Raw genomic sequence first — 24,410 nt, 5'->3', positions numbered from 1 at the left:
GGCACGTCAGACCACCCGGTTTCCTAGCAGGCCAGGGAAGGTTTCCCCAGCCCAGCGGCACCTTCGAACCGCTGACGCGGGTGACAAATCCGGGCTCCGGAATGTTGACGCGCGTGCCAACCACCCATTCTCTTCTTGCCCGCCCAGTTCCGCGACGCGTAGCTTCGAAACCCATGAAAAGAATGCACAGCGCGGTGCTCGTGATGTCGGCGGCCGCGGTTCTGTCGTGCGCCGCGTGCGCTTCGGACGCCCCGCCCGACCCGGGCCGGCACGCCGACCCCGCGGCGCTCGCCTGGGTCGACAAGGTGTGCACCGGCGTGGCCGCGGGCTCGGCCAAGCTCTCCCAGCCGCCCGCCGTCGACGAAGCCGACCCGGTGAAGACCCGGGACGCGATGGTGGACTTCCTGGGGCGCCTGGGCTCGGCCCTCGACGACATGGCGGGCGGCCTGCGCGGCGCCGGTGTTCCGCCCGTCCCGGATGGACAGTCCGTTGTGGACAAGGCCACCGGCAACCTCACCGAGACGAAGACCAAGCTCGCCGAGACGAAGACCAAGATGGCGCAGGCGAAGGTGACCGACCAGCCCAGCCTGCGCAAGGTCATCGCCGAGGCGGACTCGACCATGGGGCAGCTGGCCGACCCGGAGGGCCCGATCAAGGACCTCAAGGCGAACCCCGAGCTGAACCTGGCCTTCAGCGAGTCCGCGACCTGCAAGCGCGTCTACGGGACCGGCGCGTGACCGCCCGCCGCGTGCTCGCCACGCTGGTGGCACTGGTGCTGGCCACGGTCTCCGCACCGGCGGTGGCCGCCGCCGCGCCCGCCCCGGCCGACGACGCGTTCTACGTGCCGCCGTCCCCGTTGCCGGCGGGCAAACCGGGGGACGTCATCCGGTGGCGGCCGTCGAACGCCGGCCCCCGGCACGCGTCGGTCGACGCCTGGCAGGTGATGTACCTGTCGACGAACGCGCTCGGGCAGCCCGACGCCGTCACCGGCACGGTCCTGGTGCCGAAGACCGCCGACCGCGCTACGGCGCCGATCGTCGCGTTCGCCCCGGGCACGCACGGCCCGGCGTTCGCCTGCACGCCGTCGAAGATGATCGACATCGGCGCCTTTTACGAGCAGCCCGGCCTCGACGACCTGCTCGACGCGGGGTACGCCGTCGCCGTCCCGGACTACGAGGGCTACCAGCCGGCCCCGAAGACGACGTACGTCGTGGGCCGGTCCGAGGGTCCCGCGGTGATCGACGCGGTCCGCGCGGCCCAGCGGCTCGGCGCGGCCGGGCTGTCGGCGTCGGCGAAGGTCGTCTTCCGCGGATATTCGCAGGGTGGCGGGGCCGCGGCGTGGGCGGGCGAGCTGCAGCCGACGTACGCGCCGGAGCTGAACCTCGTCGGCATCGCGGCCGGTGGGGTGCCGGCCGACCTGGTCCAGGTGACGCTGCAGCTCGACGGCAAGTTCGGCTTCGGCGTCTTCGCCTACGCGCTGCTCGGCCTCGACCAGGCGTATCCCGAGCTGCAGCTCGACTCGTTCCTCAGCGGCAACGGCCGGGCGAAGCTGGCCGAGATGAAGCAGAGCGCGTGCACGTTCGAGCTGCTCACGACGTACGCGAACCAGAAGATCGCGGACTACACGACCGGCCCGGGCTACATCAAGCCCGCGTGGGTGGCGCGGCTGAACGAGAACAAGCTGGGCGGGACCCCGCCGCGGGTGCCGGTGTTCCTCTACCACGCGACCGGCGACCAGCTGGTGCAGTTCGCGCAGGCCGACAGCCTGCACAAGGCGTACTGCGCGGCCGGCGTCCAGGAGACCTGGAAGACCTACGACACCGACCACATCACGCTGGTCTACACCGGCAACGCCGACGTCCTGGCCTTCGTGAAGGACCGGATCGCCGGGAAGCCGGCCCCGGCGAGCTGCTGATCAGCGGTTCCGGCCGCCGCGGGGGTGCTGCTGCCACGAGCTCATCACCGAGCTGACGTACTCGCGCCACTGGTCTTCCGGCGACGCCGAGGTCGGCGTCGGCGCGTCGGCGCGTGCGGGCTTGCGCCCGGCACCGGCCGGCGCGCTGGTGGTCTCGGCCGTGCTGTGCCGGACCTCGGCGGTGAGCGGCGGCGGCGCGGCCGAGGCGCTCATCGTCTCGACGGCTTCGCTGGAGGTCGGCGGCGGCACGACCGGGGCGGGCGCGCCGGGCGGCGGCACGGCGGTCCCGCCCACCTGGTGCGGCTGGAGCAGCACGACGGCGGCCAGCCCGAGCCCGACGGCCGCGCCCGCGGCGAGGACGTACGGCTTCGCGCGGCGGGTCCGGTCGGCGGGCGGCGCCTCCTGCGGGCGGCTGTCTTCGGCGTCGTCCGCGGCCAGCTCGGCGTCGAGGATGGCCAGCGGATCCGGGGTGGGATCGGGGTCGGTGGCCGCCGCTTCTTCGGCGAGCTTCGCGTCGAGTTCACCGCGGATCATCAGCGGCTTCGTCTGCGAAAGGTTCACCAGCTCGGCGACCGAGGGGAGCTCGCCCTCACCGCCTGTGCGTGCCATCGAAAACCTCCACCCGTTCGGCGTCACCTGGAGGAACCATGCAAGCGCTGTTCCGCTTCGCGGTCGTCGGCTTGGCCGCGTACGCGGTCACCCTACTGGGCGACTACAGCCTGAAGCTCACCGTGTGCCGTGAGAAGCCGGTGACGGCCCTCGCGATCGCCACGATCGTCTCGACGGCGTTCGCGTACCTGCTGTCCCGCCGCTGGTCGTTCGCCTCCCGCGGCGGCCACGGGCGGCTGCGGGAGGCGACCCTGTTCTTCGCGGTCAACGCGGGCGCGGTGGCGGTGAACCTGGTGCCGGCGCTGGTGTCGCGGTACGTGCTGCACCTGTCGGTGCCGCACGTCGGCTACTGGACGCAGGAGGTCGCGGACTTCGTCGCCGGGATGCTGCTCGGCACCCTGGCGGGGACGGCGTTCCGCTGGTTCGGCTACCGGCGGTGGGTGTTCCCGTCAGCGCCACCAGTTCGCGTCACCGAGGTCGGTGAAGCCGAGCTTCTCGTAGAGGGGCCGCCCGGACCGCGAGGCGGTCAGCGTGACGGGCAGGCCCTCGAAGTGCCGTAGGACGGCGTGCATCAGCGCGCGCCCGACCCCCTGGGAGCGGTGTTCGGGCAGGGTGGTCACCCAGTAGACGCCGCCGACGCCGCCGTGGGCCATGGTGAGGCAGGCGCCCTGGCCGCCCTTGCGGAAGAACGCGGTGGCCTGTTGCAGAAGGACGGCCGGGAAGACGTTGCCGGGGCGGTGGGGCTGGTACTCCTCCAGCGGGAACCCGCGGACGATCAGGTCTTCGGCTCCGACCAGGTCGGCGGCGGTCCGGATGCGCTCGACGCCGTCGGCTTCCGGGGCGGACCCGGGCTCGCGGGCCATCACGGGCAGCTGCCCGGCGGTCATCCCGAGAGGGGTCAGGTCAAGGGTCCGGAAGGGATCTTCGACGACGACGGCCCGCCCCTCGGCCCGCCTCGCCTCGGCGAGCGCGCTCAGCTCCTCGACGGCGGCGTCGCCGGGCGTCGCGGTCCGCAGCATGATCCGGAACCGGCGCCCGTCGACGACGGTGAAACCGGCGTGGTCTTCGACGCGGTCCCCCCGCGCGCGGGCCAGAGTGCTCCACATGGCGACGGCGTTCTCGGAGGCTTGGCGCAGCCGCTCGGTGAGCAATCCGGTCATACCGGCCACCCTAAAGCGACCCCGGCCCCCAGCCACGAGCCAATCCGGCCCCACCGAACCAGGCCATTCCCGTGTCGACCCCCCAATCACGCGTGCCGACCCCCCAAACACACGTGTCGACCCCCCAATCACGCGTGTCGTCCACCCAGGCACGCGAGTCGTCCGGCTGAGTACGCGTGTCGACCCTCCAATCACGCGTGTCGACCCCCCAATCACGCGTGTCGTCCGCCCAGGTACGCGTGTCGTCCGCCCAGACACGCGTGTCGTCCGGCCAGGTACAAGGCCGGCCCGTCAGCCGAGGTCCGGCAGGGCCCGTTCCGCCAGCAACGCCAGCTCCAGCCGCAGGCGCTCGGCCGGGTCGTCCAGGCGCTCGCCGAACAGCTCGCCCAGCTTCTTCAGCCGGGCGCGGACCGTCTGCGGGTGCAGGTCGAGCAGCCGGCCCAGCTCAGGCGCGCTCCCGCGGGTCCGGACCAGCGCCAGCAGCGTCTCCGCCAGCTGCTCGCGCCGCCGCTCGGGCAGTCCCGCCAGCGGCTCGAGCGTCGTCGACGCCAGCTGGCCGACCAGGAACTCGTCCGCGAGCAACAACAGCGTCGTCACGTGGTCGCGGCACCAGATCACCGGGCCCGGCGCGTCCAGCAACCCGCGGGCGGCCAGGTCCACCGCCCGGCGGGCGATGCGGAACGACTCGGGCGCGTCCGACGGCGGGACCAGGGGGCCGACCGCCGCCGTCCAGCCCGGGGGCAGGGCCGTCAAGCCGATCAGGTCGACGTCCGGGGCCGGGGTCAGGGCCGCCGGCGGGTCGCCGGCCGGGTCCGCCGGGACGTGCTCCGGGAGCAGGCCGGGCGGGAACTCCGGGGCGCCCGGCAACGCTCGGAACGCCACCGCCGCCACCCGCTCGGGCACCGGCAGCCCGGACACCGCGATCAGACCGTCCACTTCGGCCGGCGTCCGGCCGCCGAGCAACGCGCGCAGCAGCCGGCGGTGCCGTTCGCCCGTGCCCGACACCGCCGCCTCGGCCGCGCTGTACCCCTCCGCGACGGCCGCCATCGACGTCTCGACGTCGGCGAACATCCCCTCGGCGGCGCCGTACAAGACGTCGCTGGACAGCCCCGCTTCCCGGGCGATGTCGGCGATCCACCGCCAGGTGACCCGGCTCGACACGCGCACGGCCGCCTGCACGGCTTCGCGGCTCAGGCCACTGTGGAACGCGTCGCGCCCGTGGCCGCGAAAGCCGGCCAGGCGGTCGGCTTGCCACAGCGCGGGCGTGCCGACGCGGCCGACGTCCCGCTCGATCCCGCGGCGCGCCAGCTCGATCGCGGTCGCGCGGCCAGGGCCGTCGGCGAATCTCCGGGAATATTCCGGAATCTCGGCGGCGATGGCGTCGACGCAGGCCCGGGCGATCTCCGGGATGCGCGGGCGCACCGCGTCACCGAGCTCGTGCGGCAGCCGGGACCACACGGAACTGTCCGAGGCAGCGGAACCGCGCATGGGGAATTCAGTCCTCCACTGGGAAATGGCTCCTCGGAAATACTGACACGGAGCGTAGAACGCGCACCCGTCCGTGTCAAAAGGACGGGTGAGCGTCACCCTTTCCGGGAGCCGGTCGTTGATTTTTCAGTGACACATGCGTCGGATACGCTCGGCGCACACTCGCACTCGAAGGGGGATTGGTGGTCGAGTACCGCAGCTTTCGCCTGCTGGCTTCGCTGCCGCGCGCGCTCGGGACGGGCCTGCGCCCGCACGTCGGGCACGCGGCGGCCTCGATGATCCAGGAGGTGCAGCGCACGGTGCCGGCCTACGGGCAGCCGCTCAAGGGGGTGTTCGGCAAGGTCCTGGTGAAGAGCGTCGAGTTCGCGGTGCAGCACTGCGTCGACTCGATGGGCGAGCCGGCGCTGGACCACGAGCACTGGATCGAGTTCTACCGCGGCCGCGGCCGGATCGAGTTCACCGAGGGCCGCAACCTCGACGCGCTGCAGGACAGCGCCACGATCGGGGCCCGGGTCGCCTGGCGCGCGATGCACCCCGGGGTGGTCGCGGCCGGCGTCGACCCGGCCGTCATCTCGGTCGCCGCGGAGGCCATCTTCGCCTACGTCGACGAGCTGTGCGCCACCGCGATCGAGGGGTACCAGCAGGCGCAGGCCGAGGCCGAGGGTGCGGTCCCGGTCCGGCGGAAGCGGCTGCTGGAGCTGATCGCGGGCGCCCCGGAAGGCTCGGCGAGCAGCATCGCGGGCCTGGCGGGCGGAGCGGGCTGGCCCCTCCCGGAGACGGCGGCGATGGTGGCCCTCGAGCGCGGCCCCGACGCGGCGGACTTCCCGGCGGACCTGCTCGGCGACGGCGTCCTCGCCGACCTCGAAGGGCTCGAGCCGTACCTCCTGACCAGCGACCCGGACGCCGACCTGGCCCCCCTGGCGGTGAAGCTGGACGGCTGGCGCGCGGCGGTCTCCCCGACGGTCCCCCTGGCCGACGCCCCGGCGGCCCTGCGCACGGCCCGGCGGGCGCTGCTGCTGTCCGGCCCGGACGTCCCCGGCCCGATCATCTGGTGCCGCGACCACCTGGCGACGCTCTGGCTCCTGGCCGAGGACTTCCTGGCGGCCGAGCTGGCCCGGCAGAGCCTGGACCCGTTCGCGTCGCTGAGCGAGAAGCAGCGCGACAGGCTGAGCGAGACCCTGCTGGCCTGGCTGGAGACACGCGGGGGCGCGCCGGAGATCGCCCAGCGGCTGGGGGTGCACCCGCAGACGGTCCGCAACCGCTTGCGCCAGCTGGAGGAGCTGTTCGGGGACCGGCTGAAGGACGCCGACGACCGCTTGGGCATGCAGCTGGCGTTGCGGGCGCAACGGCTGATGCGCGCCCACCGGCCTCCGGAGGCCTGACCAAACTGCTCGCCGGGTGGAAATCCGCAGCTCAGGACGTCGGCGCCGGGGCGCACCGCTCACCGAGCCACGCCAGGCCGCCCTGGCCGTGCCCCTGCGCCTTGAGCAGGCGGTCCAACGTGCGCACCGGCATCGGCAGCACCCGCCGCCACGGGCGGCGTCCCGGCCCAGCCGGCCGTGGGCCATGAGGAACGAAAAGGAAACTCGCGCGGCAGGACATCAGCGCGTCCGGTGCGTCATTGCGACCATACCTTCGAGGATTACCGGATACCGGCGGAATGTCGATACGCATTCCCGGTGACGTCGCGAAAACCCGCACCCGCCGCCGCTTTTCCGCAAACGTTCTTGTCATGGCCGTCCGTGATTCTCCGGTGGTGGCGTTCACCACATCCGCGGCAGCAGTCGGATGCCCTAATTTCGGGTCCGCGAGAAAGGCCGCCCATGACCGTCAAGACCCTCACCCTGCACGGCCGCCGCATCCGGCTGCACGAGCACCTGCCGCCCGCACATTCCGGTGACGAAGCGGTCGTGCTGCTGCACGGGATCGCCGGCAGCGCCGAGACCTGGGCGCCGGTGCTGGCCCGCTGCGATGGCCGCCGCGTGCTGGCGCTCGACCTGCCCGGCCACGGCGAATCCGAGGCACCCAGAGCCGACTACGGCCTCGGCGCGATGGCGAGCACCGTGCGGGACGTCCTGGCCGTGTCCGGCGTCAAGCACGCGACCGTCGTCGGGCACTCGCTCGGCGGGGGCATCGCGCTGCAGTTCGCCTACCAGTTCCCGGAGATGTGCGACCGCCTCGTCCTGGTGGGCAGCGCCGGCCTCGGGCCGGAGGTCAGCCCGGTGCTGCGGGCCGCCGCGCTGCCGGGCGCACCGGCCACAATGGCCATCGCCGTCAACCGCGTGACCCTCGCGATCGCCCGGGCCGCAGCGCGGCTCGGACGCCGGTTGGGCGGGTCGCTCAAGCCCGAAACCCGGGAACTGGCCCGGCATTTCGGCTCGCTGGCCGACCCGGCGCGGCGGCGGGCGTTCCTGTTCATCGCGCGCAGCCTGATCGACCTGCGCGGCCAGCGCGCGAGCGCCGTCGACAAGCTCTACCTCGCCGAAGCCGTGCCGGTGCTGCTGGTCTGGGGCGCGCGCGACCCGCTCATCCCGGTGGCGCACGGCCGCCGGACGGCCGCACTGCTGCCGGACAGCCGCTTGACCGTTCTGGAAAACGTGAAACACTTTCCGCACGTGGCCGAGCCGGATCGCTTCTGCGCCCTGCTCAACGAGTTCCTCACCGAGACCGTGCCCGCCCGGCTCACGCTCGACGACGTCGTCACGCGACTGACAGCCGAGCGGCCACCCCTCTGAAAAGTTGTCACGCGCGCACCATCGGCACGCGCCGGAAGTGTCACCTCCTCTCGCGCCGTTCCACCCGTTCGGGTGTAGTCCGGACGGGTTACCGCAAAGTCAGCGGGCAACCCGTTGACAGTGCCGTTCACGCGAAATTATGTTGCCTGAGCCACAAAAACCGGATCGGCGTTCCCGCCGACGAGGCCGATTTTGTTGCCAGCAAGGATAAAATACATGACCGACGTGGACACCGGAGTCACCGTCCCCGCCCTGCGGGCCGGACGGCAGAACCCCGGCGAGCGCATTCCCGGACCGGCCTACCGGCAGCAGTCCGTGTCGGCCGACCGGCCCCGCCCCGCCTACCCGCCCGCCCCGCGCACCCCGGCGGATCCCCGGCACGGCCGCGCTTCCGGCGCGATCGGGCTGTGGGCGTCGCTGCCCCGCGAGCTGGCGGTCCGCTTCAAGCCGCGGGTCGACCCGCTCGCCCGCGCCATCCTGCAGGAGGTGCAGCGGGCGGTGCCCGAGTACCGCCAGCCGCTGGAGGGCGCGTTCGGGCACATCATCACGCAGGGTGTCCGGCAGTCGATCATCCAGTGCCTCGACAGTGTCGGCACCCCCGGTGCCGTGCCGCTCGAGACGTGGACGACCGTGTTCCGCAACCTCGGCAAGATCGAGTTCAACGAGGGCCGCAGCCTCGACTGCCTGCAGACCGCCTACCGGGTCGGCGGGCGGGTCGCGTGGCGGCACATCAGCGAGTTCGGGCAGAGCGCCGGCGTCTCCGCGGACACGCTCTGCACGAGCGCCGAAGCCATTTTCGCCTACGTCGACGAGATCTCCGCGCTCTCGATCGAGGGCTACACCGCGGCGCAGACGCGCGCGGCCGGCACCCGCGCCCGGCGCCGGAGACGGCTGCTGGAACTGCTGCTCGCCGACCCGCCGTCCGCGCCGCAGACCATCACCGCGCAGGCCGCCACGGCGCAGTGGCCGCTGCCGGCCGAAGTCACCGTGGTCGCCCTCGAACCGCGCGCCGACCAGCACAGCCTGGCCGCGCCGGACCTGCACTCCGACGTCCTCATGGACCTCGAGGGCAGTGAGCCGTGCCTGGTCACCGGCGCGCCGGAGAAGCACCTGAGGAACCTCGCCGAGCGGCTGCCGGGCTGGCGCGCGGTCATCGGCCCGACCGTGCGGCTCACCGACGCGCCGCGCTCGCTGCTCTGGGCGCGTCGCACGCTGAAGCTCGTCCAGCGCGGTGTGCTGCCGGACGCGCCGGTGACGCGCTGTACCGACCACCTGTCCACGCTCTGGCTGCTCGCCGACGAGTTCCTGGTCCGCGAGCTGTGCGCGCGCAGCCTGCAGCCGTTCCAAGACCTCACGCCGAAGCAGCGCGCCCGGCTCGGCGAGACGCTGCTGATCTGGCTGCAGTCCCGCGGCAGCGCCCCCGAAATCGCGAAGAAGCTGAAGGTGCACCCGCAGACCGTCCGGTACCGGATGCACCAGCTCATCGATCTGTTCGGCGACCGGCTCAACAACGCCGACGACCGGCTCGACATGGAGATCGCGCTGCGCGCGGAGGCACTCCTCGGTTCCTGACTCCTCTTCCACAATGGGGTGGGCGATGACGGGACCGCCCGTCGAAACGAACTTCGGACCGATGCTCGGCGGCGACGGCCGGCCGGGACAGCTGTGGGCGATGCTCCCCCGCGAGCTGGCGGCGGTGTTCCGGCCGCGGCTGCTGGACGTCGCCGACGAGGTGCTGCGCGAGATCCAGCGGACCATCCCGGACTACGCACGGCCCCTCGACGGGGCGTTCGGCAAGGCGCTGCGGGCCGGCGTCCAGGCGGCGATCCTGCAGTTCATCGACCGGATCGCGGCGTCGGGGCCGCTGCCGGAGGAGCGGCGCAAAGTGTTCGTCGGGCTCGGCGTGCACGAGCTCGCGCAGGGCCGCAACCTCGACGTCCTGCAGGCGGCGTACCGGGTCGGCGCGCGGGTGACGTGGCGGCGGATGGCCGAGGTGGGGACGCGGGCCGGCGTCCCGTCGGCGACGCTGTGCCTGCTGGCCGAGGCGATCTTCGCCTACATCGACGAGCTGTCCGCGTTGTCGATCGAGGGGCACGCGGCGGCTCAGGCCCGGGCGGCGGGCGCGCTGGAACGGCGCCGGCGCCGGTTGCTGGACCTGCTGCTGGCGGACCCGCCGTCGCCGTCCCGGACGGTGCAGGAAGCGGCGACGGCGGCGGAGTGGCCGTTGCCGCACCGGCTCGTCGCGGTGGCCCTCGACGGCCCCGCCGACGTCACCGGGCTGGCCGCGCTGGAGGACTTCGAAGACGGCACCCCGCGGCTGCTGCTGCCGGCCCCGGCGGACCGGCGTGCGCTGACCGCGGCCCTGGCCGGGCACCGGGCGGCGGTGGGGCCGCCGGTACCGCCGCGCCAGGCGGGCCGCTCGCTGGCGACGGCGCAGGAGGCGTTGCGGCTGGTGGCGGCGGAGGTCCTCCCGGACGAGCCGCTGACCTGGTGCGAAGACCACCTCGCGACGTTGTGGCTGCGCAAGGAGCCGTTCCTGGTGACGGAGGTGTCCCGGCGTCGCCTGGCCCCGCTGACGGCGTTGACCCCGAAGCAGTACAACCGCCTGGCGGGGACGTTGCTCGCCTGGCTGGAGACGTGCGGCAACGTCCGCGAGGTCGCCGACCGCCTCGCGATCCACCCCCAGACGGTCCGCGCCCGCGCCCAGGAGCTGGAGACCCTGTTCGCCGAGAGCCTCCGCACCCCGGACGACCGCTTCGAGATGATCCTCGCCCTCCGCGCCACCCTCCCCTGACCGTGTCGTCCATCCAGGTACGCGTGTCGTCCGTTCCGGGCCGGTACCGGGATGGACGACACGCGTACTCAGGCGGACGACACGCGTACGCAGATGGACGACACGGTCAGAGGGTGGTGAAGTAGGGGCGGGGGAGGTCGGGGAGGTGGGGGGTGCCGAGCTGGACGGTCGTGGCGGGGAGGCCGCGGGAGCGGCGCCAGGCGGCGAAGGCGTCCAGCCAGGCGTCGGCGGTGGCGCGGGAGGTCTCGCCCGGGGCGCCGAACAACGCCGCGGCCGAGGTGGCCAGGAGCCACCAGTCCGGTGGGGTGTCCGCCGTCGCCTCGTGGAGGCGGCGGGCGCCCAGGACGCCGCGGTGCCAGGCGGCCGACGGGTCGTCGGTGAGGACGCCCGCCGCGTGGATGATGCCCCGCAGGGGCAGGCCGTCCGCGGTGGCGGCCGCGACCAGCCGCTCCGCGACCCCCGGCTCGGCGATGTCACCGGGGACCACCACCGCGTCCGGCACCCCACCATGACGTCCACAAAGGACGACCCGGGTGGCGCCCGTCCCGGCCAGCCACCGCGCGGCCGCGGGGCCGAGGCCGCCGGTGACCACGTACGCGCCGGGCCCGGTCGGCACGTCGGCCGCGAACGGGACGCGGGCCAGCCGTGCCGCGTACCGGACGTCGTGCCGCCAGCGGACTTCGTCGTCCGGCGCGTCCGAGCGCAGCTCGCGGACCAGGACGTCCACATCGGACCGCGCGTCGACGTCGACCAGGCTCGCCCGCAGCTGCGGCCGCTCGACCGCGAGCACCCGCACCAGCCCGCGCAGGAACGCCAGCCCCGGCTCCCCCGCCGCCTGCGTGACCAGGTGGAACCGGACGCCGAAGCCGAGCCGCGCGACCACCGACGACACCGAAAGCAGCAGCTCCTGCGCGGCCTCCGGGTCGTGGTAGGCGTACGGCGACCCGGCGAGGAAGACCACCCCGCGCACCGGCCGTTCGGCGAGGAAGCCGGGCAGCTCGCCGAGGTCGTCGCGCGGCAGCGACAGGGCGTCGTCGCCCGCCGCGGCCAGCGCCAGCGCGAGCGCGACGGCCCGGCCGAGCGCCGCCGGGTGCTCGTCGGTGAGCAGCAGCCACGCGCCCGGACCAGCAGGCGAAAAAGGCGGCAACGGCACCTCCGGCCAGGTCACCTCGAACGACGACGTGGCGAACGGGACGCCCGGCGACAGCGCCCGCTCGGCCGGCCCGGTCACCACAGGCCGTCCCCGATGGAGGACTGCAGCACGACGACTCTGCGCAGTGTGAGCCCGTGCCGCGTCGACACCGCGTGCCGCACCGCCCGCTCGACCTCGCCGCGCGGCGGGACGACGCCGTCGGCCAGCTCGAGCACCACCACGGCCTGGCCACCGGGAACGGCGAACGCCGACGCCGCACGCGGCCGGATCGCCGGGTGCGCCTGCTCGGCCGTCGCTTCGAGGTCCTCCGGGCGGTGCCCGGCGACGAAGCTCCGGCCGGTGACGCACAGCTTGCCCGAGGCGTCCAGAAATCCCTGGTCACCGGTCCGCAGCCACCACCGAGGCTCGTCGTCGCCGACGATCCGGGCGCAGAAGATCCGCGCGGACTCCTCGGGCCGCCGCCAGTAGCCCCGGGCGACGTTCGGCCCGCTGACCCAGATTTCGCCGACCGCCCCACGCCGTCCTTCGCGGTCGACGATCGCGACCTGCTGGCCGACCGGGCGTCCACAAGCGACCAGAGCGGTCGCTTCGGCGACGACGTAACACCCCGGCAGCGCCTCGGGAGCGGCCGCGTCGTTCACGACGGCCCGGCCGGTGACGATCGGGACCGCCACCCCGAGCACCAGCCCCAGCGGATCGCTCGGCGGCAGACTCACCACGGCGGTCCGCCCCAGCACCTGAGCCGCCTGCCGGGCATTGGCCACGACGTTCGCGTGCGTGACCATCACCCCGCGCGGGTACTGCAGGTACGCGATGTCGTCGGGCACCGCCGGATACGAGGTGAAGCCGGGCGCGTCCGGAACGCCGTCCACGGCGAGCACCCGGTGCCCGCAGGTGTCCAAAGTGGCCAGGAACCGCCGGATCGCGGGCACGGTGGCCGCGGTCGCCAGCACGATCGACGGCTCGGCGTCGGCGAGGACGCTCGCCCGGCGATCCGGCCCCGCGGGGATGGCGACCAGCCCGGCCCGCAGCGCGCCGAGGAACGCGACGACGTAGTCGGGTGACGGCTCGATGAGGATCGCCGCCCGCTGCCGCGGCTCGGTGACCCGGCGCAGGGCCGCGGCGACGGCGGTGCCGCGCCGGTCCAGCTCGGCCCAGGTCACGGTGACCGCCGGAGCGGTCCAGGTCATGGCCGGCGCGTCGGCCGCCGCCGCGGCGCGGCCGGCCAGCAGCTCGGAAAGGGTCATGGGGTCCTCGCGCATGTTCAGGCCGCGGACATCCCGGTGACGCGCCACTTCCCGGCGACGCGCTCGGCCGTGACGCTCAACTGGGCCGCGCCGGTGCTCCGCTGGCCGTCGCCGCGCGTGCCGGTCTGGTCGAGGAACACCAGCAGTGCCGCGCGGTCGCCGTCGAGGAGCTTCACGCCGGACGCCACGGCGGTGGACGTCACCACCAGCTTCTGCTCGGCGGCCAGCTTCCGGACCTGCCCGAAGAGCTGTTCGTATTGCGCGAGCGCGGGCCCGGTCAGGACGTCCTTCGCCGCCTGCTCGCTCTTGGCCGGATCGTCGTAGCGGTAGGAGAAGACCGTGCCGAGCGCGGCACTGACCTGCTTCGCGGCTTCACCCGTGCCGGCCACATCGGACAGCGCGCTGTTGTGCGCGACCACAGCCTGCGTGCTCCGCGCTTCGAGGGTGAACCACACCGCGAGGCCCGCCATGAGCACGGCCACCACCGCGGGCACCACCCACACCCGCCGCCGCGGCCCGGTGGTCGGCTCCGGAGGCGCCGGTTCCGGCTCGTGGTGCCGTCCCGCGACCTTCACGACTCGCTTCTTCGTCGGAACCGTCATGGTGCCTCCCCCACGGGTACCTGGCCGAGGCCGGTGACGCGCCAGCCGCCCGGCCCGCGGGTCAGGTCGGCCTGGAACCGGTTGCGCTTTGTCACGGCGTCGCCGCCGTCGGGCGCCACGACCAGTTCGACCGAGGCGATCAGCTTCGCCGTCCCCGTCCCGATGTCCACTTCGGTCACCGCCGCGTCGGTCACCTTCCCGGTGGTGACGGTCTTCGCCTGGGCGATCCGGTCGAGGCTCCCCTGCCGGTCGGCCGCCAGCTCGTCGTGCAAGGCGCCGCCGGAGAGGTCCAGCCAGTGCTGGTACCCGGGCGCGGCCTGCCGGTAGTCCAAAGTGGTCAGTCCGGCGACCGCCGTCCGGCCCGCCTGCAACGCCTCTTCCCGGACGACCGCACGCGCGACGCCGTCGTCGTGCGCGGCCTGCCACCAGGTGAACCCCGACCACCCGGCCGCGACGGTCGCCAAGACCGCGGTCAGCCAAGCAAGAATCCTCACGGCCGTCCTCCCGGTGCGTTCTGCGAACCGCGCACGTTCGTCGGGTCGCCCTTCGGCAGCGCACAGCGCGCGGCCGTGTTCAGCGGGCGGACCGACGTGTCGAGACCGTTGCGGTACGGCGTCGGGTACCCGGTGGTGCACGGCGGTGGGTCGAAGAAGGTCAGCGACAGTCCGATGTGGACCCCGTCCGGCCGCACGATCGCGCCGGCCGCGGCGACCGCCTGCGGCGCGGTGATCAGCAGCTGGCGGATCCCGTCCTGCCGCGCTTCCAGGACGTCCGCGGTGGTCAGCAGGTTCGCCAGCAGCACGCCGAGGTTCGGCCCGGAGTCGCGGATCAGCGCGCTGACCTCGTTCGCGGCCGCGGGCACCGCCGGGATCAGGGTCCGCAGGTCGCCGTCGGACGCCTTCAGTGTCGACGCCAGCAGTTTCGCGTTGACGCCGAAGTCGCGGATCGCGCCGGCCTGCTGCACCTGGGTGTCGAGCACGGTGTGCGCGTCGGTGACGAACCGGGTCAGCGGCGCGACGTGCGCGCTCGCCGCCTGCACGAACTCGATGCCGCGGCCGACCAGCTGGTCCAGCGCCGGGCCGGCGTCGGACGTCGCGTTGTACAGCTCGTCGACGACCGTCCGCAGCGCGGGCTTGGGCACCGAGTTCGCGAAGGAGTCCACCGTCGACAAGACGACGTCGACCGGCAGCGGGATCTTCGTGTCGGCCTGGGTGATCACCGAGCCGTCGTGCAGCTTCGGGCCGCTGTCCACCCGCGGCCGCAGGTCGACGTACTGCTCGCCGACGGCCGACCGGTCGGCGACGACGGCTTCGGTGTCGGCCGGAACGGGTGCGGTGCCGGAGTCGATCTCGAGGTCGGCTTCCATCCCGGCCGGGGTCAGCCGCAGCTCGCCGACGCGGCCGATCGGCACGCCGCGGTAGGTGACTTCGGCGTTGGTGAAGATGCCGCCGCCGGTCGGGAACTGGGCGGTCACGGTGTAGCCGCGGTCGAAGAACACCTTGTCGAGGCCCGCGTAGGTGGCCCCGACGTAGGCGACGCCGACGACGGCGATGACGACGAAGAGCGTCACCTGCACGCGCACGAACCGGGTCAGCATCAGTGGCCTGCTTTCAGGAACCCGTTGAGGTAGTCGCCGCGGATGGTGTCCAGTGCGGCGTCCGGGAACGGGAAGGTGAAGATCATCTCCATCGCCTTCGGCAGTTTGTCGCCGGAGTCGGCCAGCCGCCGCAGCACCGGCTCCAGCGCCCGCAGGTCCGCGACGAGGTCGTCTTTGCTGCGGTTCACCGTGTCGACGGCGACCGAGGTCAGCCCGTCCAGGGACTTGAGCATCCCGACGAGTGCTTCCCGCTGCTGGTTGAGCACGCCGATGCCGGGTGTGAGGCCGTTCAGCGTGGTGGTGATCCGGTCGGTGTGCGCGTTCAGCGTCGCCGCGAGCTTGTTGACGCTCTCGATGGCCCTGGTGATCTCGGTGCGGTGCTCGTCGAGCCCCTTCACAAAAGTGTCCAGATCGGACAGCAGGGAGCGCGCCGCGGTCTCCTTGCCCCCGAGGGCGTCGTTCAGCTCTTGGCTGATGTTCTGGACCTGCGCGACGCCACCGCCGTTGAGCAGCAACGACAACGCGCCGAAGACCTCCTCGATCTCGGGCGTCAACGTCGACTGGTCGAGCGGGATGGTCGCGCCGTCGAGCAGCCGGCCCGACGGTGTCGCGTCGTCCGGCGGGGCGAGTTCGACGAACTTCTCGCCGAGGATGCTCGCCTGCCGCAGCCGGGCGACGGCGTTGCCGGGCAGGTCGACGTCGCCGTTGAGCAGCAGTTCGACGACCGCGCTGTGCCCGTCGGGTGCCAGCTCGACCTTGACGACCTGCCCGACCGGGACGTCGTTGACCTTGACCCCGGACTGCGGCACCAGGTCCAGCACGTTCGTGAAGCCCGCGGTCACGTGGATCGGGTGGTCGCCGAGCGCGGCGCCGCCCGGCAGCGGAATGTCGTAGACGCTCACGCCGCTGCCGCAGCCGGTGGTGACCAGCGCGAGCGTCACGACCGCGGCGAGTTTGACGAGGGATTTCATTTCGGCTCCGCGAATTCGAGGAGGTTGCCGCGGCCGTCGATGGTCCCGTTCGCCTGGTCGTAGGCGCCCAGGAGGTTCGTCAGGGCGTTCGGGGCCGCCTGCAGCGCTTCGGAGAGCGAATCCTTCTGATTCACCAGCACCTCGGTGACGTCCGCCAGTTTGTCCACATCGGACTGGACGCGCCCCCGGTTGTCCTTGATGAACCCCTGCACGACGCTCAGCGCCTGGGTCAGCTCGGTCAGCGCGCCGGAGAACTGGTCACGCTGGTCGGCCAGCACCTTGCTCAGCGAGGCGATCTGCGCGATGGCCTGCTTGACCTGGCCGTCGTTGGCGGCGAGCATCGCGGTGAACTTGCTGATGTTGTCGACCGAACCGAAGAGGTCGTCCTTCGAGTCGCTCGCGGCGCGCGCGAACTCGCCGAGGTTCTTGATGGCCGTGCCGATGGTCTGCCCGGTGCCGTTCAGGTAGTCCGCCGACCGGGTCAGCACCTCGCTGACCGCGCCGTCCTTGTTGGCGCCCTGCGGCCCGAGCGCGGACATCAGCTGGTTGAGGCTGTGCAGCAGGTCGTCGACCTCGACCGGGGTCGCCGTGCGCTCCCGCGGGATCGACGCCCCGTCGGGCAGCTGCGGCCCGCCGCGGTAGACGGGCGTGAGCTGCACGTACCGGTCGGCGACCAGGCTCGGCGTGATGACGACGGCCCCGGCGTCCGCCGGCAGCTGGACCCCGGGCTTCAGCGTCATGGTCACCTTGACGTCGGTGCCGTTGGGCTCCACTTCGGACACCGAGCCGATCGCGACGCCGAGGACGCGGACGTCCGAGTTCGGGTAGATCCCGACGGCGGCGGTGAAGTACGCGGTCAGCGTCCGCTCGGCCGGTGCGGTCAGGACCGGCCAGGCGGCCGAGACGACGAGCGCGAGCACGACGCCGAGCGCGAGGGCCCGCAATCGCGTTCGCCGGCGCGCCTCGGCGCCCAGGTCGATGAGCTGGTGGGCCATCAGCGTCCCCCGTTCTTCGGTGGCTGGCAGCTGCCCGGCGTGCTGCCGGTGGGGATCAGCCCGCAGATGTAGGTGTCGATCCACCGGCCGTTGCCGACGGCGTTGCCGAGCAGCCGGTAGAACGGGCCGGCCAGGCGGAGGCTGTCCTCGAGCTTCCCCTGGTTCTGCTGCAGCACGGTCGCCACGCGGTCGAGCTGGTCGAGGGCCGGCCCGAGCGTCTTCTGGTTGTCCGCGACGAGTCCGCGCAGCTGGATCGAGAGGTTCTTGATGCCGGTGAACAGCTTCGCGATGGCGTCCTTGCGGGCGTTGAGTTCGGTGAGCAGGGTGTTGCCGTCGCGGATCAGCGCCTGGATCTGGTCGGACCGCTGACCGAGCGTTTTCGAGACCTGGTTGGTGTTCTGGAACAGCTTCACCAGTTCCTCGTCCCGCGAAGCCAGCGTTTGGGACAAGGCCGCGATCCCGTTGAAGGCCGTTTTGACGTCGCTGGGAGCGGACGCGCCGAGCGTGTCCGACAGCACCCGGAACGCCTGCGCGAGCTGGTCGGTGTCGATGGCGCCGACCGTGCTCGCGAGGTCGTTGAAGACCGCGGTGACGTCGTAGGGCGAGCTGGTGCGTTCGGCCGGGATCGGCTGGTCGGGGTTCAGCTCGGCGTTGCCGACCGGGTCGAGCACCAGGTTCTTCTGGCCGAGCAACGTCTTGATCTTGATCGCCGCGGTGGTCCGGTTGCCCACCCAGGTGTCGCGGACCCGGAACAGCACCTCGACGTGGTCGCCGGCCAGCCGGACGTCGGTGACCTCGCCGACCTTCACCCCGGCGACGCGGACTTCGTCGTTCGGCTTGAGCCCGGCGGCCTCGTGGAACTCGGCTTTGTAGGTGGTGCCGCCGCCGATGAGCGGCAGGTCGTCGGAGAAGAAGGTGGCGCTGCCGATGAGGGCCATGACCAGCGCGGTCACCGCGCCGACGGCGATCGGGTTGCGGCTGCGGAACGGTTTCACCGGCACCTCGCAGCCGTGACGGGGATGCCCGGTGGCGGGCCGCCCGGTGCCGGTTTCGCGTCGGTCCGCACCGAACACAGGTAGAAGTTCGCCCACGAGCCGTAGGAGAAGAGCGTGCCGATCCGGTCGAGCTTCTTCGGGAGGTTGTCGATGAACTGCTGGAACACCGGGGTGTTGTCGGCCAGGTTCTTCGACAGGTCGCCGAGGGCGGTGATGCTGTCCTTGAGCGGACGGCGGCCCTGGTCGAGCAGCCCGGCCGTCGCGGTGGTCAGTTCGCCGAGGCCGCCGATGGCCTGCCCGATCGGCTTGGCGTCCGCGGCGAGGCCGGTGACCAGCTGGGCGGTGGTGTCGACGAGCGTGTCGAACTGGTCGCCTTGGGCGTTCAGCGTGTCGAGGACGGTGTTGAGGTTCCCGATCACCTGGCCGATCAGGGCGTCCTTCCCGGCCAGCGTCGAGGTCAGGGACGCGGTGTGCCGCAGCAGGCTGTCGATCGTGCTGCCCTCCCCCTGCAGGACCTGGATGATCTCGAACGACAGCTGGTTGACGTCGTTGGGCGACAGCGCCTGGAAGAGCGGCTTGAAGCCGTTGAACAGCGCGGTGAGGTCGAGCGCCGGCCTGGTCCGGTCCAGGGGGATCTGCGCGCCTTCGGCCAGCGTCGGTGAGGTGTCGGTGGCGCCGGGGTCGACCGCGAGGTACCGCTGGCCGACCAGGTTGCGGTAGCGGATGGTGACCGACGCCGACGCGGTGAGCCGGTGCGTGCGGCCGACCGAGAACTCGACGTCGGCGAGGCGGTGTTCGACGACCCGCACGGAGTCGACCTGGCCGATCCGGACGCCGGCCATCCGCACCTCGTCGCCGGGGTTGACCGAGGTCGCGTCGGTGAAGCGGGCGGTGTAGCCGATGGTCGCGCCGACGCTGGAATTGGCGATGGTGATGGCGAGCACGGCCGTTGCGGCCGCGGTGACCAGGAAGAAGATCAGGCCCTTGACGGCCGGTCCGGTGACGCTCCTCATCGGACGGTCACCTCCGTTCCGCGCAGCGCCGGGCCGACGAGGACACTGCTCCAGTCCGGCACTTCACCGAGCGCCGGACGCAGCAGTTCCGCGACCAGCTGCCGTTCACCCGGCGAGTTCGCGGGACCGAGATCGCCGTCCGTCGGGCCTGCGGCCGCCGCTCCGCCGCCGTAGCACTTCGGCCCGCCGGTGGCGTCGAACCGCGGGGTGTCCCGGCCGGGGAGGTACTTCTCGCGGGGGTCTTGGACGGTGAGCGTCACGTGCAGGCCCGGTTCGTTCGTGCCCTTGCCGAGGGCCTTCTCCATCAGGGGTTTGAGCCGGTTGACCGCGTCGAACAGGCACGGGAACTCGGGCGAGTAACGCGAAAGGAGCTCCAGTGTCGGCCGGCTCGCCGCCGAGACACCGATGAGGTTGTCCTTGTTCTTGCGCAGGAAATCGTTGAGGTGCCCGGTGGCACTGGTGACGCTCGCGTAGAGGTTGTCGAGGTCCGCGCGAGTGTCCACGATGGTCTTCGCGGTCGTCGACAGGTCGCTCAGCGCCTGCAGGATGTCCGGCGCGGCTTTCGTGTAGACGTCGGCGGCGTCGGCCAGTCCGGTGATGTCGGCCTTGAACTGCGGCATCAGCGGGTTCACCTGGCCCAGCAGGTCCTGCAGCTGCACGATGCTGTCGCCGAGGGGCTTCCCGCGGTTGTCGAGCGCCTGGGAGATCGCGCCGAGCGAGCTGTTCAGCTTCTGCGGCTGGACCGCGCGCAGCAGCGGGAGCAGGTCGCCGAGCACGCGTTCCAGCTCGATGGCGCTGCTGGACCGGTCCTGGGCGATCACGTCACCGGCCCGGAGCTTCCCTTGTGGACTGTCCGGCAGCACGAGGTTGACGTACCGCTCGCCGAACACCGTCTTCGGCAGCAGCCGCGCGGACACGTTGCCCGGCAGCAGCCCGATCTTCGCCGGATCGAGCGCGAGGTCGATCTCGGCGCCCGCACGGGTGCTGCGCACCGCCCGGACCTCGCCGAACGGGACGCCCTTGACCTTGACCTCGGCGGTCGGCGCGAGCTGGTTGCCGACCCGGTCCGCCCGCAGCGTCACCAGCTCGGCGTCGTCGAAGTCCTTGTCGTAGATCGCCACCGCGAGCCAGCCGAGCAGGACCAGCACGCCGAGGAAGGCGACCCCGGCGAGCTGCGTGCGGAACCGGCTCATCCGGACACCTTCACCGTGGTCGTCGCACCCCAGATGGCCAGAGACAGGAATAGGTCCAGCACGCTGATCAGGACGATCGACGTTCGCACCGCCCGGCCGACCGCGACGCCGACCCCGGCCGGGCCGCCGCTGGCGCGGTAGCCGTAGAAGCAGTGCGTCAGGATGACGCCGACGCTGAAGACGAGCACCTTGCCGAACGACCACAGCACGTCGCCGGGCGGCAGGAACAGCGTGAAGTAGTGGTCGTAGGTGCCGCCGGACTGTCCGAAGAAGACGACCGTGGTGAGCCGCGAGCCGAGGTAGGAGATCAGCAGGCCGATGACGTACAGCGGGATGATCGCGATGAACCCGGCCACGATCCGGGTGGTGACCAGGTACGGCATGCTCCGCACGGCCATCACCTCGAGGGCGTCGATCTCTTCGGAGATCCGCATCGCGCCGAGCTGCGCGGTGAACCCACTGCCTACGGTGGACGACAGCGCGAGCCCGGCGACCAGCGGCGCGATCTCGCGCGTGTTGAAGTACGCCGTCAGGAAGCCCGTCATCGCCGAGATGTTGATCTGGTTCAGCGCGCTGAAGCCCTGGAGGCCCACGGTGACGCCGGTGAACACGCACAGCCCGACCATCACGCCGATCGTGCCGCCGATCACCGCGAGCGCACCGCTGCCGAACGTGACTTCGGCCAGCAGCCGCACGACCTCGCGGAAGTAGCGGGTGACGGCGAGCGGGACGGCGGCGAGCGCGCGGGCGTAGAACAGCAGCTGGTCGCCGAGGTCGAACAGCCGGTCGCCGGGTTTGCCGAGGATGGCCACTCAGGTTCCCTTCGCCGGGACGAGCTGCAGGTACAGCGCGGTGAGCACGGTGTTGACGAAGAACAGCAGCAGGAACGTGATGACGACGGACTGGTTGACGACGTCGCCGACGCCCTTGGGGCCGCCCTTCGGGTTCAGGCCGCGGTAGGCCGCGACGACGCCGGCGAGGTAGCCGAAGATGACGGCCTTGATCGAGCTGACGACGAGGTCGGGCAGCTGGGCGAGGGCGTTGAAGCTGGCCAGGTAGGCGCCGGGGGTGCCGCCCTGGACGATCACGTTGAAGAAGTAGCCGCCGAGCACGCCGACCACGCTGACCAGGCCGTTGAGCAGCACGGACACCCCGACGGCGGCCTGCACGCGCGGCACGACCAGCCGGTGGATCGGCGAGACGCCGAGCACCTCCATCGCGGCGATCTCCTCGCGGATGCTGCGGGCGCCGAGGTCGGCGCAGATGGCGCTGCCGCCCGCGCCGGCGATGATCAGCGTCGTCACGATCGGGCTGGCCTGCTGTACCACGGCCAGGACGCTCGCCGCGCCGTTGAACTGCTGGGCGCCGATCTGGCTGGTCAGCGAGCCGAGCTGCAGCGAGATGACCGCGCCGAACGGGATCGACACGAGGATCGCCGGGGTGATGGACACGCTGGCGATGAACCAGAACTGCTGGACGAACTCCCGTACCTGGTAGGGGCGGCGGAGCATGGCGAGCAGGACGTCGAGGCCCATCGCGCACATCCGGCCGAACTCGCGCAGGCCGTTCGCGGCCTTCTCCTGCACCTGGATCGTCATGGCTTGCACCCGGTGCTGAAGCAGCGGAGCTGGAGGTTGGAGACGAAGGTGTTGCCCGGCCCGGAAACCAGGCCGGTGAGCAGCCGGCTGACGTCCTCGTGCCCGACGCACCCGGCGAACTCCGGTGTGGTGAAGGTCGACGTCACCTTCACCGGCGGCGCGGGCAGCGAAATCGGCACCAGCGCCTTGATGGTGACCGCCGCGGGCTGGGCGGTGCGGCAGTCCGGGCCGACGTCGAGGGGTTTGCCGTCCACCCGCACGTCGGAGAGCTTGATGAACACCTTCGCGGTCACGTCCGTGTCGGCGCAGATGTTGGTCTGCGTGGCCTTGCAGTCCTTGTCCTTGCCCGTGTGGACGGTCGCCGTCCCGCTGGCGTCGCCGTCCGGGACGATCTCGACCCGGCCGGTGGTGGGCATGAACCGGAACGCGACGAAGTAGCCGTTCGCCGGCGGGATGGCGAGCCTGCCGGTGATCGGCACGGTGCTCGTGAGACCGCCCAGCGCGCCGTCGAAGGTGCCCGGCGGGAAGGCGATGTCGGAGCCGAGCTTGGCCACGTGGCTCGTGGTCGGCTGCTGCGCGTCCCCGAGGGTGAAGCCGAAGGGGATCTGCGTGGCTGCCTGCACCGCTGGGGCGTTCTCGCCCGGCGCGGCTTGCGCGGCGCCGAGCGAGAACGCGACCACTGCCAGCACGAGCGGCAGGGAGAAACGGATCAGCTTCATCGAGTTCACTTCTTGGTGAGGTTCACGTCCAGCTTGTTGCCGGGGCCGGAGGTGATACCGGTGATCAGGCCGGTGAGGAAGCCGCAGCCGGTGAACTGCGGGATGCCGTAGGTCGCGGTCAGCTTGCCGCCCTTGAGCGGGTCGAAGCCGGGCGCCGAAACGAGCGGCACGTCCGCGGGCTTGACCGTGTGGCACGACTTCGACGACAGGATCGGGAAGCCGAACACGCGGACCTTGGTGAGCTGGACGTCGACCTGGGCGTTCGCCTTGACCGCCCCGGCGGTGAGGGTGCCGGTGATCGCGCCGACCTGGTCGAGCTTCACCGTCGCGGACGCCGGGATGAAGCCGAGGACGCGGAAGTGGACGTCGGACTTCGGCAGTGCGAGCTGGGCGCCGAACTTGCCGGAAGCCGCGTCGAGCTTCGCGTCCAGGGTGCCCGGGCCGAGCGGCAGCGTGGCGTGCAGCTGCTTGAGGACCGACTTGCCTTGCACGGCGTACTTGACCTCGATGCCGCCCGGCGGGTTCGTCGGCGTGGTGCTCGGGGTCGTCGGCTGGGTGGTCGGGGTGGTGGGCTCGGTCGTCGGCGTGGTCGGTTCCGTCGTCGGGGTCGTCGGCTCCGTGGTCGGGGTCGTCGGTTCCGTCGTCGGCTCGGTGGTCGGCGTCGTCGGCTCGGTCGTCGGGGTCGTGGGCTCCGTCGTCGGCGTCGTCGGCTCGGTCGTGGGAGTCGTCGGCTCCGTGGTCGGAGTCGTGGGCTCCGTCGTCGGGGTCGTGGGCTCCGTCGTCGGGGTTGTCGGCTCCGTGGTCGGAGTGGTCGGTTCCGTCGTCGGCGTCGTCGGCTCCGTGGTCGGCGTCGTCGGTTCCGTCGTGGGAGTCGTGGGCTCCGTCGTCGGGGTGGTCGGCGTCGTGGGCGTGGTCGGGGTGGTCGGCGTCGTCGTGCCGCCCGCCGGCTTGATCTCGAACGTGCCCAGCTGCTGGTTCTGGCCCGGGACCGCAACGCAGTCCGAGGTGAACGTGCCGAGGTCGGTCGGCTGGCCGTCCGCGGTGCGCGGGGTCATCGTGGTGCTGAAGTTCCCGACCGTCACCGACGCGGTGCCCGGGCTGGGGAAGGTCACCGCCGGCGCCTTCCCGCTGCTCTTGACGTGGAACGCGCCTGAAGGCGGCACCGGCGTCGAGGCGATCGTCAACGGGAGGTTCAGGTTCAGCGTCTTGTCGACCGGGTACTTGAGCACGGCCGCGGCCTTCGCCGAGCCGTCCAGCGAAGTGGCGCCGACCAGGGCGAGGCCCTCGGTGGCGGTCTCCGGCACGGTGACGTCGACGTCGAAGGTGATCGGGGTCGACGACGCGCCCGCGACGGCGTTGTCCGGCAGGTTGGTGTCGATCTTCACCGACAGCACCTGGTCGCCGATCAGCGGGAACGGGCAGTTGTAGTTGAGCGTCAGGCTCACCGGCGCGGCCTGGCTTGGGCCCGCCCCGACGAGCGCGACGGTCGCCGCGACCGCCGCTGCGGTCGCGGCGGCCAGGCCGAAGGCGGGCTTTCTCGACTTCCACGAAAACTTCACGGGTCGTCACCTCGGGAAATGGGGGAATTTCGGCAAAGCTACCTCCGTGTTTCCGGGCGAACAAGCC

24 protein-coding genes are annotated in these 24,410 nt (G+C 72.0%); 7 read left to right on the top strand and 17 right to left on the bottom strand.

Annotation, left to right across the window (positions count from 1 at the left end; translation table 11 throughout):
* Positions 1–173: 173 nt before the first annotated feature.
* Both ACWDN5_RS02580 and ACWDN5_RS02575 read left to right on the top strand, forming a co-directional pair.
* Positions 174–737 (top strand): hypothetical protein, encoded by a 564-nt coding sequence (locus ACWDN5_RS02580; RefSeq protein WP_449673989.1) that lies wholly within the window; start codon positions 174–176, stop codon positions 735–737.
* The gene (locus tag ACWDN5_RS02575; RefSeq protein ID WP_449673987.1) at positions 734–1,915 is read left to right on the top strand and encodes a lipase family protein; all 1,182 of its coding nucleotides are present in this window, start codon (positions 734–736) and stop codon (positions 1,913–1,915) included. The genes ACWDN5_RS02580 and ACWDN5_RS02575 overlap by 4 nt, the downstream gene beginning before the upstream one ends.
* Here ACWDN5_RS02575 and ACWDN5_RS02570 read toward each other — a convergent pair whose 3' ends face one another.
* On the bottom strand, positions 1,916–2,524 hold the full coding sequence (locus tag ACWDN5_RS02570) for a hypothetical protein (protein ID WP_449673985.1): 609 nt from the start codon (positions 2,522–2,524) through the stop codon (positions 1,916–1,918). It lies immediately after the preceding gene.
* A 38-nt stretch (positions 2,525–2,562) separates the two neighbouring features.
* On the opposite strand from ACWDN5_RS02570, the gene ACWDN5_RS02565 reads away from it, so the two are divergent.
* On the top strand, positions 2,563–3,084 hold the full coding sequence (locus ACWDN5_RS02565) for a GtrA family protein (RefSeq protein ID WP_449673983.1): 522 nt from the start codon (positions 2,563–2,565) through the stop codon (positions 3,082–3,084).
* Here ACWDN5_RS02565 and ACWDN5_RS02560 read toward each other — a convergent pair.
* Together ACWDN5_RS02560 and ACWDN5_RS02555 are read right to left on the bottom strand one after the other, a co-directional pair.
* A complete protein-coding gene (locus tag ACWDN5_RS02560; RefSeq protein ID WP_449673981.1) occupies positions 2,974–3,684 on the bottom strand; it encodes a GNAT family N-acetyltransferase in 711 nt (236 codons plus the stop codon). The genes ACWDN5_RS02565 and ACWDN5_RS02560 overlap by 111 nt on opposite strands.
* A gap of 291 nt (positions 3,685–3,975) precedes the next feature.
* On the bottom strand, positions 3,976–5,172 hold the full coding sequence (locus tag ACWDN5_RS02555; RefSeq protein ID WP_310967248.1) for a helix-turn-helix domain-containing protein: 1,197 nt from the start codon (positions 5,170–5,172) through the stop codon (positions 3,976–3,978).
* A 179-nt stretch (positions 5,173–5,351) separates the two neighbouring features.
* Between ACWDN5_RS02555 and ACWDN5_RS02550 the strand changes: the two genes are divergently transcribed.
* From ACWDN5_RS02550 to ACWDN5_RS02535, 4 genes are all read left to right on the top strand, one after another.
* Entirely contained in the window at positions 5,352–6,554 is a 1,203-nt protein-coding gene (locus tag ACWDN5_RS02550) for a PucR family transcriptional regulator (protein WP_449673978.1), read from the top strand.
* A 441-nt stretch (positions 6,555–6,995) separates the two neighbouring features.
* Entirely contained in the window at positions 6,996–7,907 is a 912-nt protein-coding gene (locus tag ACWDN5_RS02545; RefSeq protein WP_449673976.1) for an alpha/beta fold hydrolase, read from the top strand.
* 216 nt (positions 7,908–8,123) lie between these two features.
* Positions 8,124–9,479 (top strand): helix-turn-helix domain-containing protein, encoded by a 1,356-nt coding sequence (locus ACWDN5_RS02540; RefSeq protein ID WP_449673974.1) that lies wholly within the window; start codon positions 8,124–8,126, stop codon positions 9,477–9,479.
* 25 nt (positions 9,480–9,504) lie between these two features.
* Positions 9,505–10,701 (top strand): helix-turn-helix domain-containing protein, encoded by a 1,197-nt coding sequence (locus tag ACWDN5_RS02535; protein ID WP_449673973.1) that lies wholly within the window; start codon positions 9,505–9,507, stop codon positions 10,699–10,701.
* A 106-nt stretch (positions 10,702–10,807) separates the two neighbouring features.
* On the opposite strand, the gene ACWDN5_RS02530 is transcribed toward ACWDN5_RS02535, so the two are convergent.
* The 14 genes from ACWDN5_RS02530 to ACWDN5_RS02465 are packed head-to-tail and all read right to left on the bottom strand — an operon-like array spanning position 10,808 to position 24,343.
* The gene (locus ACWDN5_RS02530; RefSeq protein WP_449673971.1) at positions 10,808–11,932 is read right to left on the bottom strand and encodes a KR domain-containing protein; all 1,125 of its coding nucleotides are present in this window, start codon (positions 11,930–11,932) and stop codon (positions 10,808–10,810) included.
* Positions 11,929–13,101: an AMP-binding protein gene (locus ACWDN5_RS02525; RefSeq protein ID WP_449673970.1), complete on the bottom strand. Its 1,173-nt coding sequence runs from the start codon at positions 13,099–13,101 to the stop codon at positions 11,929–11,931. Before ACWDN5_RS02525 ends, ACWDN5_RS02530 begins: the two co-directional genes overlap by 4 nt.
* Positions 13,102–13,118: 17 nt before the next feature.
* Positions 13,119–13,703 (bottom strand): hypothetical protein, encoded by a 585-nt coding sequence (locus tag ACWDN5_RS02520; protein WP_449673968.1) that lies wholly within the window; start codon positions 13,701–13,703, stop codon positions 13,119–13,121.
* Positions 13,700–14,197: a hypothetical protein gene (locus ACWDN5_RS02515; protein ID WP_449673966.1), complete on the bottom strand. Its 498-nt coding sequence runs from the start codon at positions 14,195–14,197 to the stop codon at positions 13,700–13,702. Before ACWDN5_RS02515 ends, ACWDN5_RS02520 begins: the two co-directional genes overlap by 4 nt.
* Entirely contained in the window at positions 14,194–15,300 is a 1,107-nt protein-coding gene (locus ACWDN5_RS02510) for an MlaD family protein (RefSeq protein WP_449673964.1), read from the bottom strand. The genes ACWDN5_RS02515 and ACWDN5_RS02510 overlap by 4 nt, the downstream gene beginning before the upstream one ends.
* Positions 15,300–16,271, bottom strand: a complete 972-nt coding sequence (locus tag ACWDN5_RS02505) for an MCE family protein (RefSeq protein ID WP_449673962.1) — start codon at positions 16,269–16,271, stop codon at positions 15,300–15,302. The genes ACWDN5_RS02510 and ACWDN5_RS02505 overlap by 1 nt, the downstream gene beginning before the upstream one ends.
* The gene (locus tag ACWDN5_RS02500; protein ID WP_449673960.1) at positions 16,268–17,266 is read right to left on the bottom strand and encodes an MCE family protein; all 999 of its coding nucleotides are present in this window, start codon (positions 17,264–17,266) and stop codon (positions 16,268–16,270) included. Before ACWDN5_RS02500 ends, ACWDN5_RS02505 begins: the two co-directional genes overlap by 4 nt.
* Complete coding sequence (locus ACWDN5_RS02495; protein WP_449673958.1) at positions 17,266–18,261, bottom strand: MCE family protein; 996 nt, start codon at positions 18,259–18,261, stop codon at positions 17,266–17,268. Before ACWDN5_RS02495 ends, ACWDN5_RS02500 begins: the two co-directional genes overlap by 1 nt.
* Entirely contained in the window at positions 18,258–19,274 is a 1,017-nt protein-coding gene (locus ACWDN5_RS02490) for an MCE family protein (protein ID WP_449673956.1), read from the bottom strand. The genes ACWDN5_RS02495 and ACWDN5_RS02490 overlap by 4 nt, the downstream gene beginning before the upstream one ends.
* Entirely contained in the window at positions 19,271–20,467 is a 1,197-nt protein-coding gene (locus tag ACWDN5_RS02485) for an MCE family protein (protein ID WP_449673954.1), read from the bottom strand. Before ACWDN5_RS02485 ends, ACWDN5_RS02490 begins: the two co-directional genes overlap by 4 nt.
* A complete protein-coding gene (locus ACWDN5_RS02480) occupies positions 20,464–21,279 on the bottom strand; it encodes an MlaE family ABC transporter permease (protein WP_449673952.1) in 816 nt (271 codons plus the stop codon). Before ACWDN5_RS02480 ends, ACWDN5_RS02485 begins: the two co-directional genes overlap by 4 nt.
* Entirely contained in the window at positions 21,280–22,065 is a 786-nt protein-coding gene (locus ACWDN5_RS02475) for an MlaE family ABC transporter permease (RefSeq protein WP_310967226.1), read from the bottom strand.
* Positions 22,062–22,784, bottom strand: coding sequence for a hypothetical protein (locus ACWDN5_RS02470; protein WP_310967223.1), 723 nt, complete (start codon positions 22,782–22,784; stop codon positions 22,062–22,064). The genes ACWDN5_RS02475 and ACWDN5_RS02470 overlap by 4 nt, the downstream gene beginning before the upstream one ends.
* 5 nt (positions 22,785–22,789) lie before the next feature.
* Positions 22,790–24,343, bottom strand: a complete 1,554-nt coding sequence (locus tag ACWDN5_RS02465; protein WP_449673949.1) for a DUF6801 domain-containing protein — start codon at positions 24,341–24,343, stop codon at positions 22,790–22,792.
* Between the last annotated feature and the right edge of the window lie 67 nt (positions 24,344–24,410).

Source organism: Amycolatopsis sp. NPDC003731, from assembly GCF_053586895.1.
Note: the sequence above shows the minus strand (reverse complement) of the source record. Positions and strands in the feature narration are given on the sequence as shown.

Bases quoted from the DNA above. Each gene is read 5' to 3' on its own strand.
- ACWDN5_RS02580 (WP_449673989.1), top strand. From the start codon at position 174: ATGAAAAGAATGCACAGCGCGGTGCTCGTGATGTCGGCGGCCGCGGTT.
- ACWDN5_RS02570 (WP_449673985.1), bottom strand. From the start codon at position 2,524: ATGGCACGCACAGGCGGTGAGGGCGAGCTCCCCTCGGTCGCCGAGCTG.
- ACWDN5_RS02565 (WP_449673983.1), top strand. From the start codon at position 2,563: ATGCAAGCGCTGTTCCGCTTCGCGGTCGTCGGCTTGGCCGCGTACGCG.
- ACWDN5_RS02560 (WP_449673981.1), bottom strand. From the start codon at position 3,684: ATGACCGGATTGCTCACCGAGCGGCTGCGCCAAGCCTCCGAGAACGCC.
- ACWDN5_RS02555 (WP_310967248.1), bottom strand. From the start codon at position 5,172: ATGCGCGGTTCCGCTGCCTCGGACAGTTCCGTGTGGTCCCGGCTGCCG.
- ACWDN5_RS02545 (WP_449673976.1), top strand. From the start codon at position 6,996: ATGACCGTCAAGACCCTCACCCTGCACGGCCGCCGCATCCGGCTGCAC.
- ACWDN5_RS02540 (WP_449673974.1), top strand. From the start codon at position 8,124: ATGACCGACGTGGACACCGGAGTCACCGTCCCCGCCCTGCGGGCCGGA.
- ACWDN5_RS02535 (WP_449673973.1), top strand. From the start codon at position 9,505: ATGACGGGACCGCCCGTCGAAACGAACTTCGGACCGATGCTCGGCGGC.
- ACWDN5_RS02525 (WP_449673970.1), bottom strand. From the start codon at position 13,101: ATGACCCTTTCCGAGCTGCTGGCCGGCCGCGCCGCGGCGGCGGCCGAC.
- ACWDN5_RS02520 (WP_449673968.1), bottom strand. From the start codon at position 13,703: ATGACGGTTCCGACGAAGAAGCGAGTCGTGAAGGTCGCGGGACGGCAC.
- ACWDN5_RS02510 (WP_449673964.1), bottom strand. From the start codon at position 15,300: ATGCTGACCCGGTTCGTGCGCGTGCAGGTGACGCTCTTCGTCGTCATC.
- ACWDN5_RS02505 (WP_449673962.1), bottom strand. From the start codon at position 16,271: ATGAAATCCCTCGTCAAACTCGCCGCGGTCGTGACGCTCGCGCTGGTC.
- ACWDN5_RS02500 (WP_449673960.1), bottom strand. From the start codon at position 17,266: ATGGCCCACCAGCTCATCGACCTGGGCGCCGAGGCGCGCCGGCGAACG.
- ACWDN5_RS02490 (WP_449673956.1), bottom strand. From the start codon at position 19,274: ATGAGGAGCGTCACCGGACCGGCCGTCAAGGGCCTGATCTTCTTCCTG.
- ACWDN5_RS02485 (WP_449673954.1), bottom strand. From the start codon at position 20,467: ATGAGCCGGTTCCGCACGCAGCTCGCCGGGGTCGCCTTCCTCGGCGTG.
- ACWDN5_RS02475 (WP_310967226.1), bottom strand. From the start codon at position 22,065: ATGACGATCCAGGTGCAGGAGAAGGCCGCGAACGGCCTGCGCGAGTTC.
- ACWDN5_RS02470 (WP_310967223.1), bottom strand. From the start codon at position 22,784: ATGAAGCTGATCCGTTTCTCCCTGCCGCTCGTGCTGGCAGTGGTCGCG.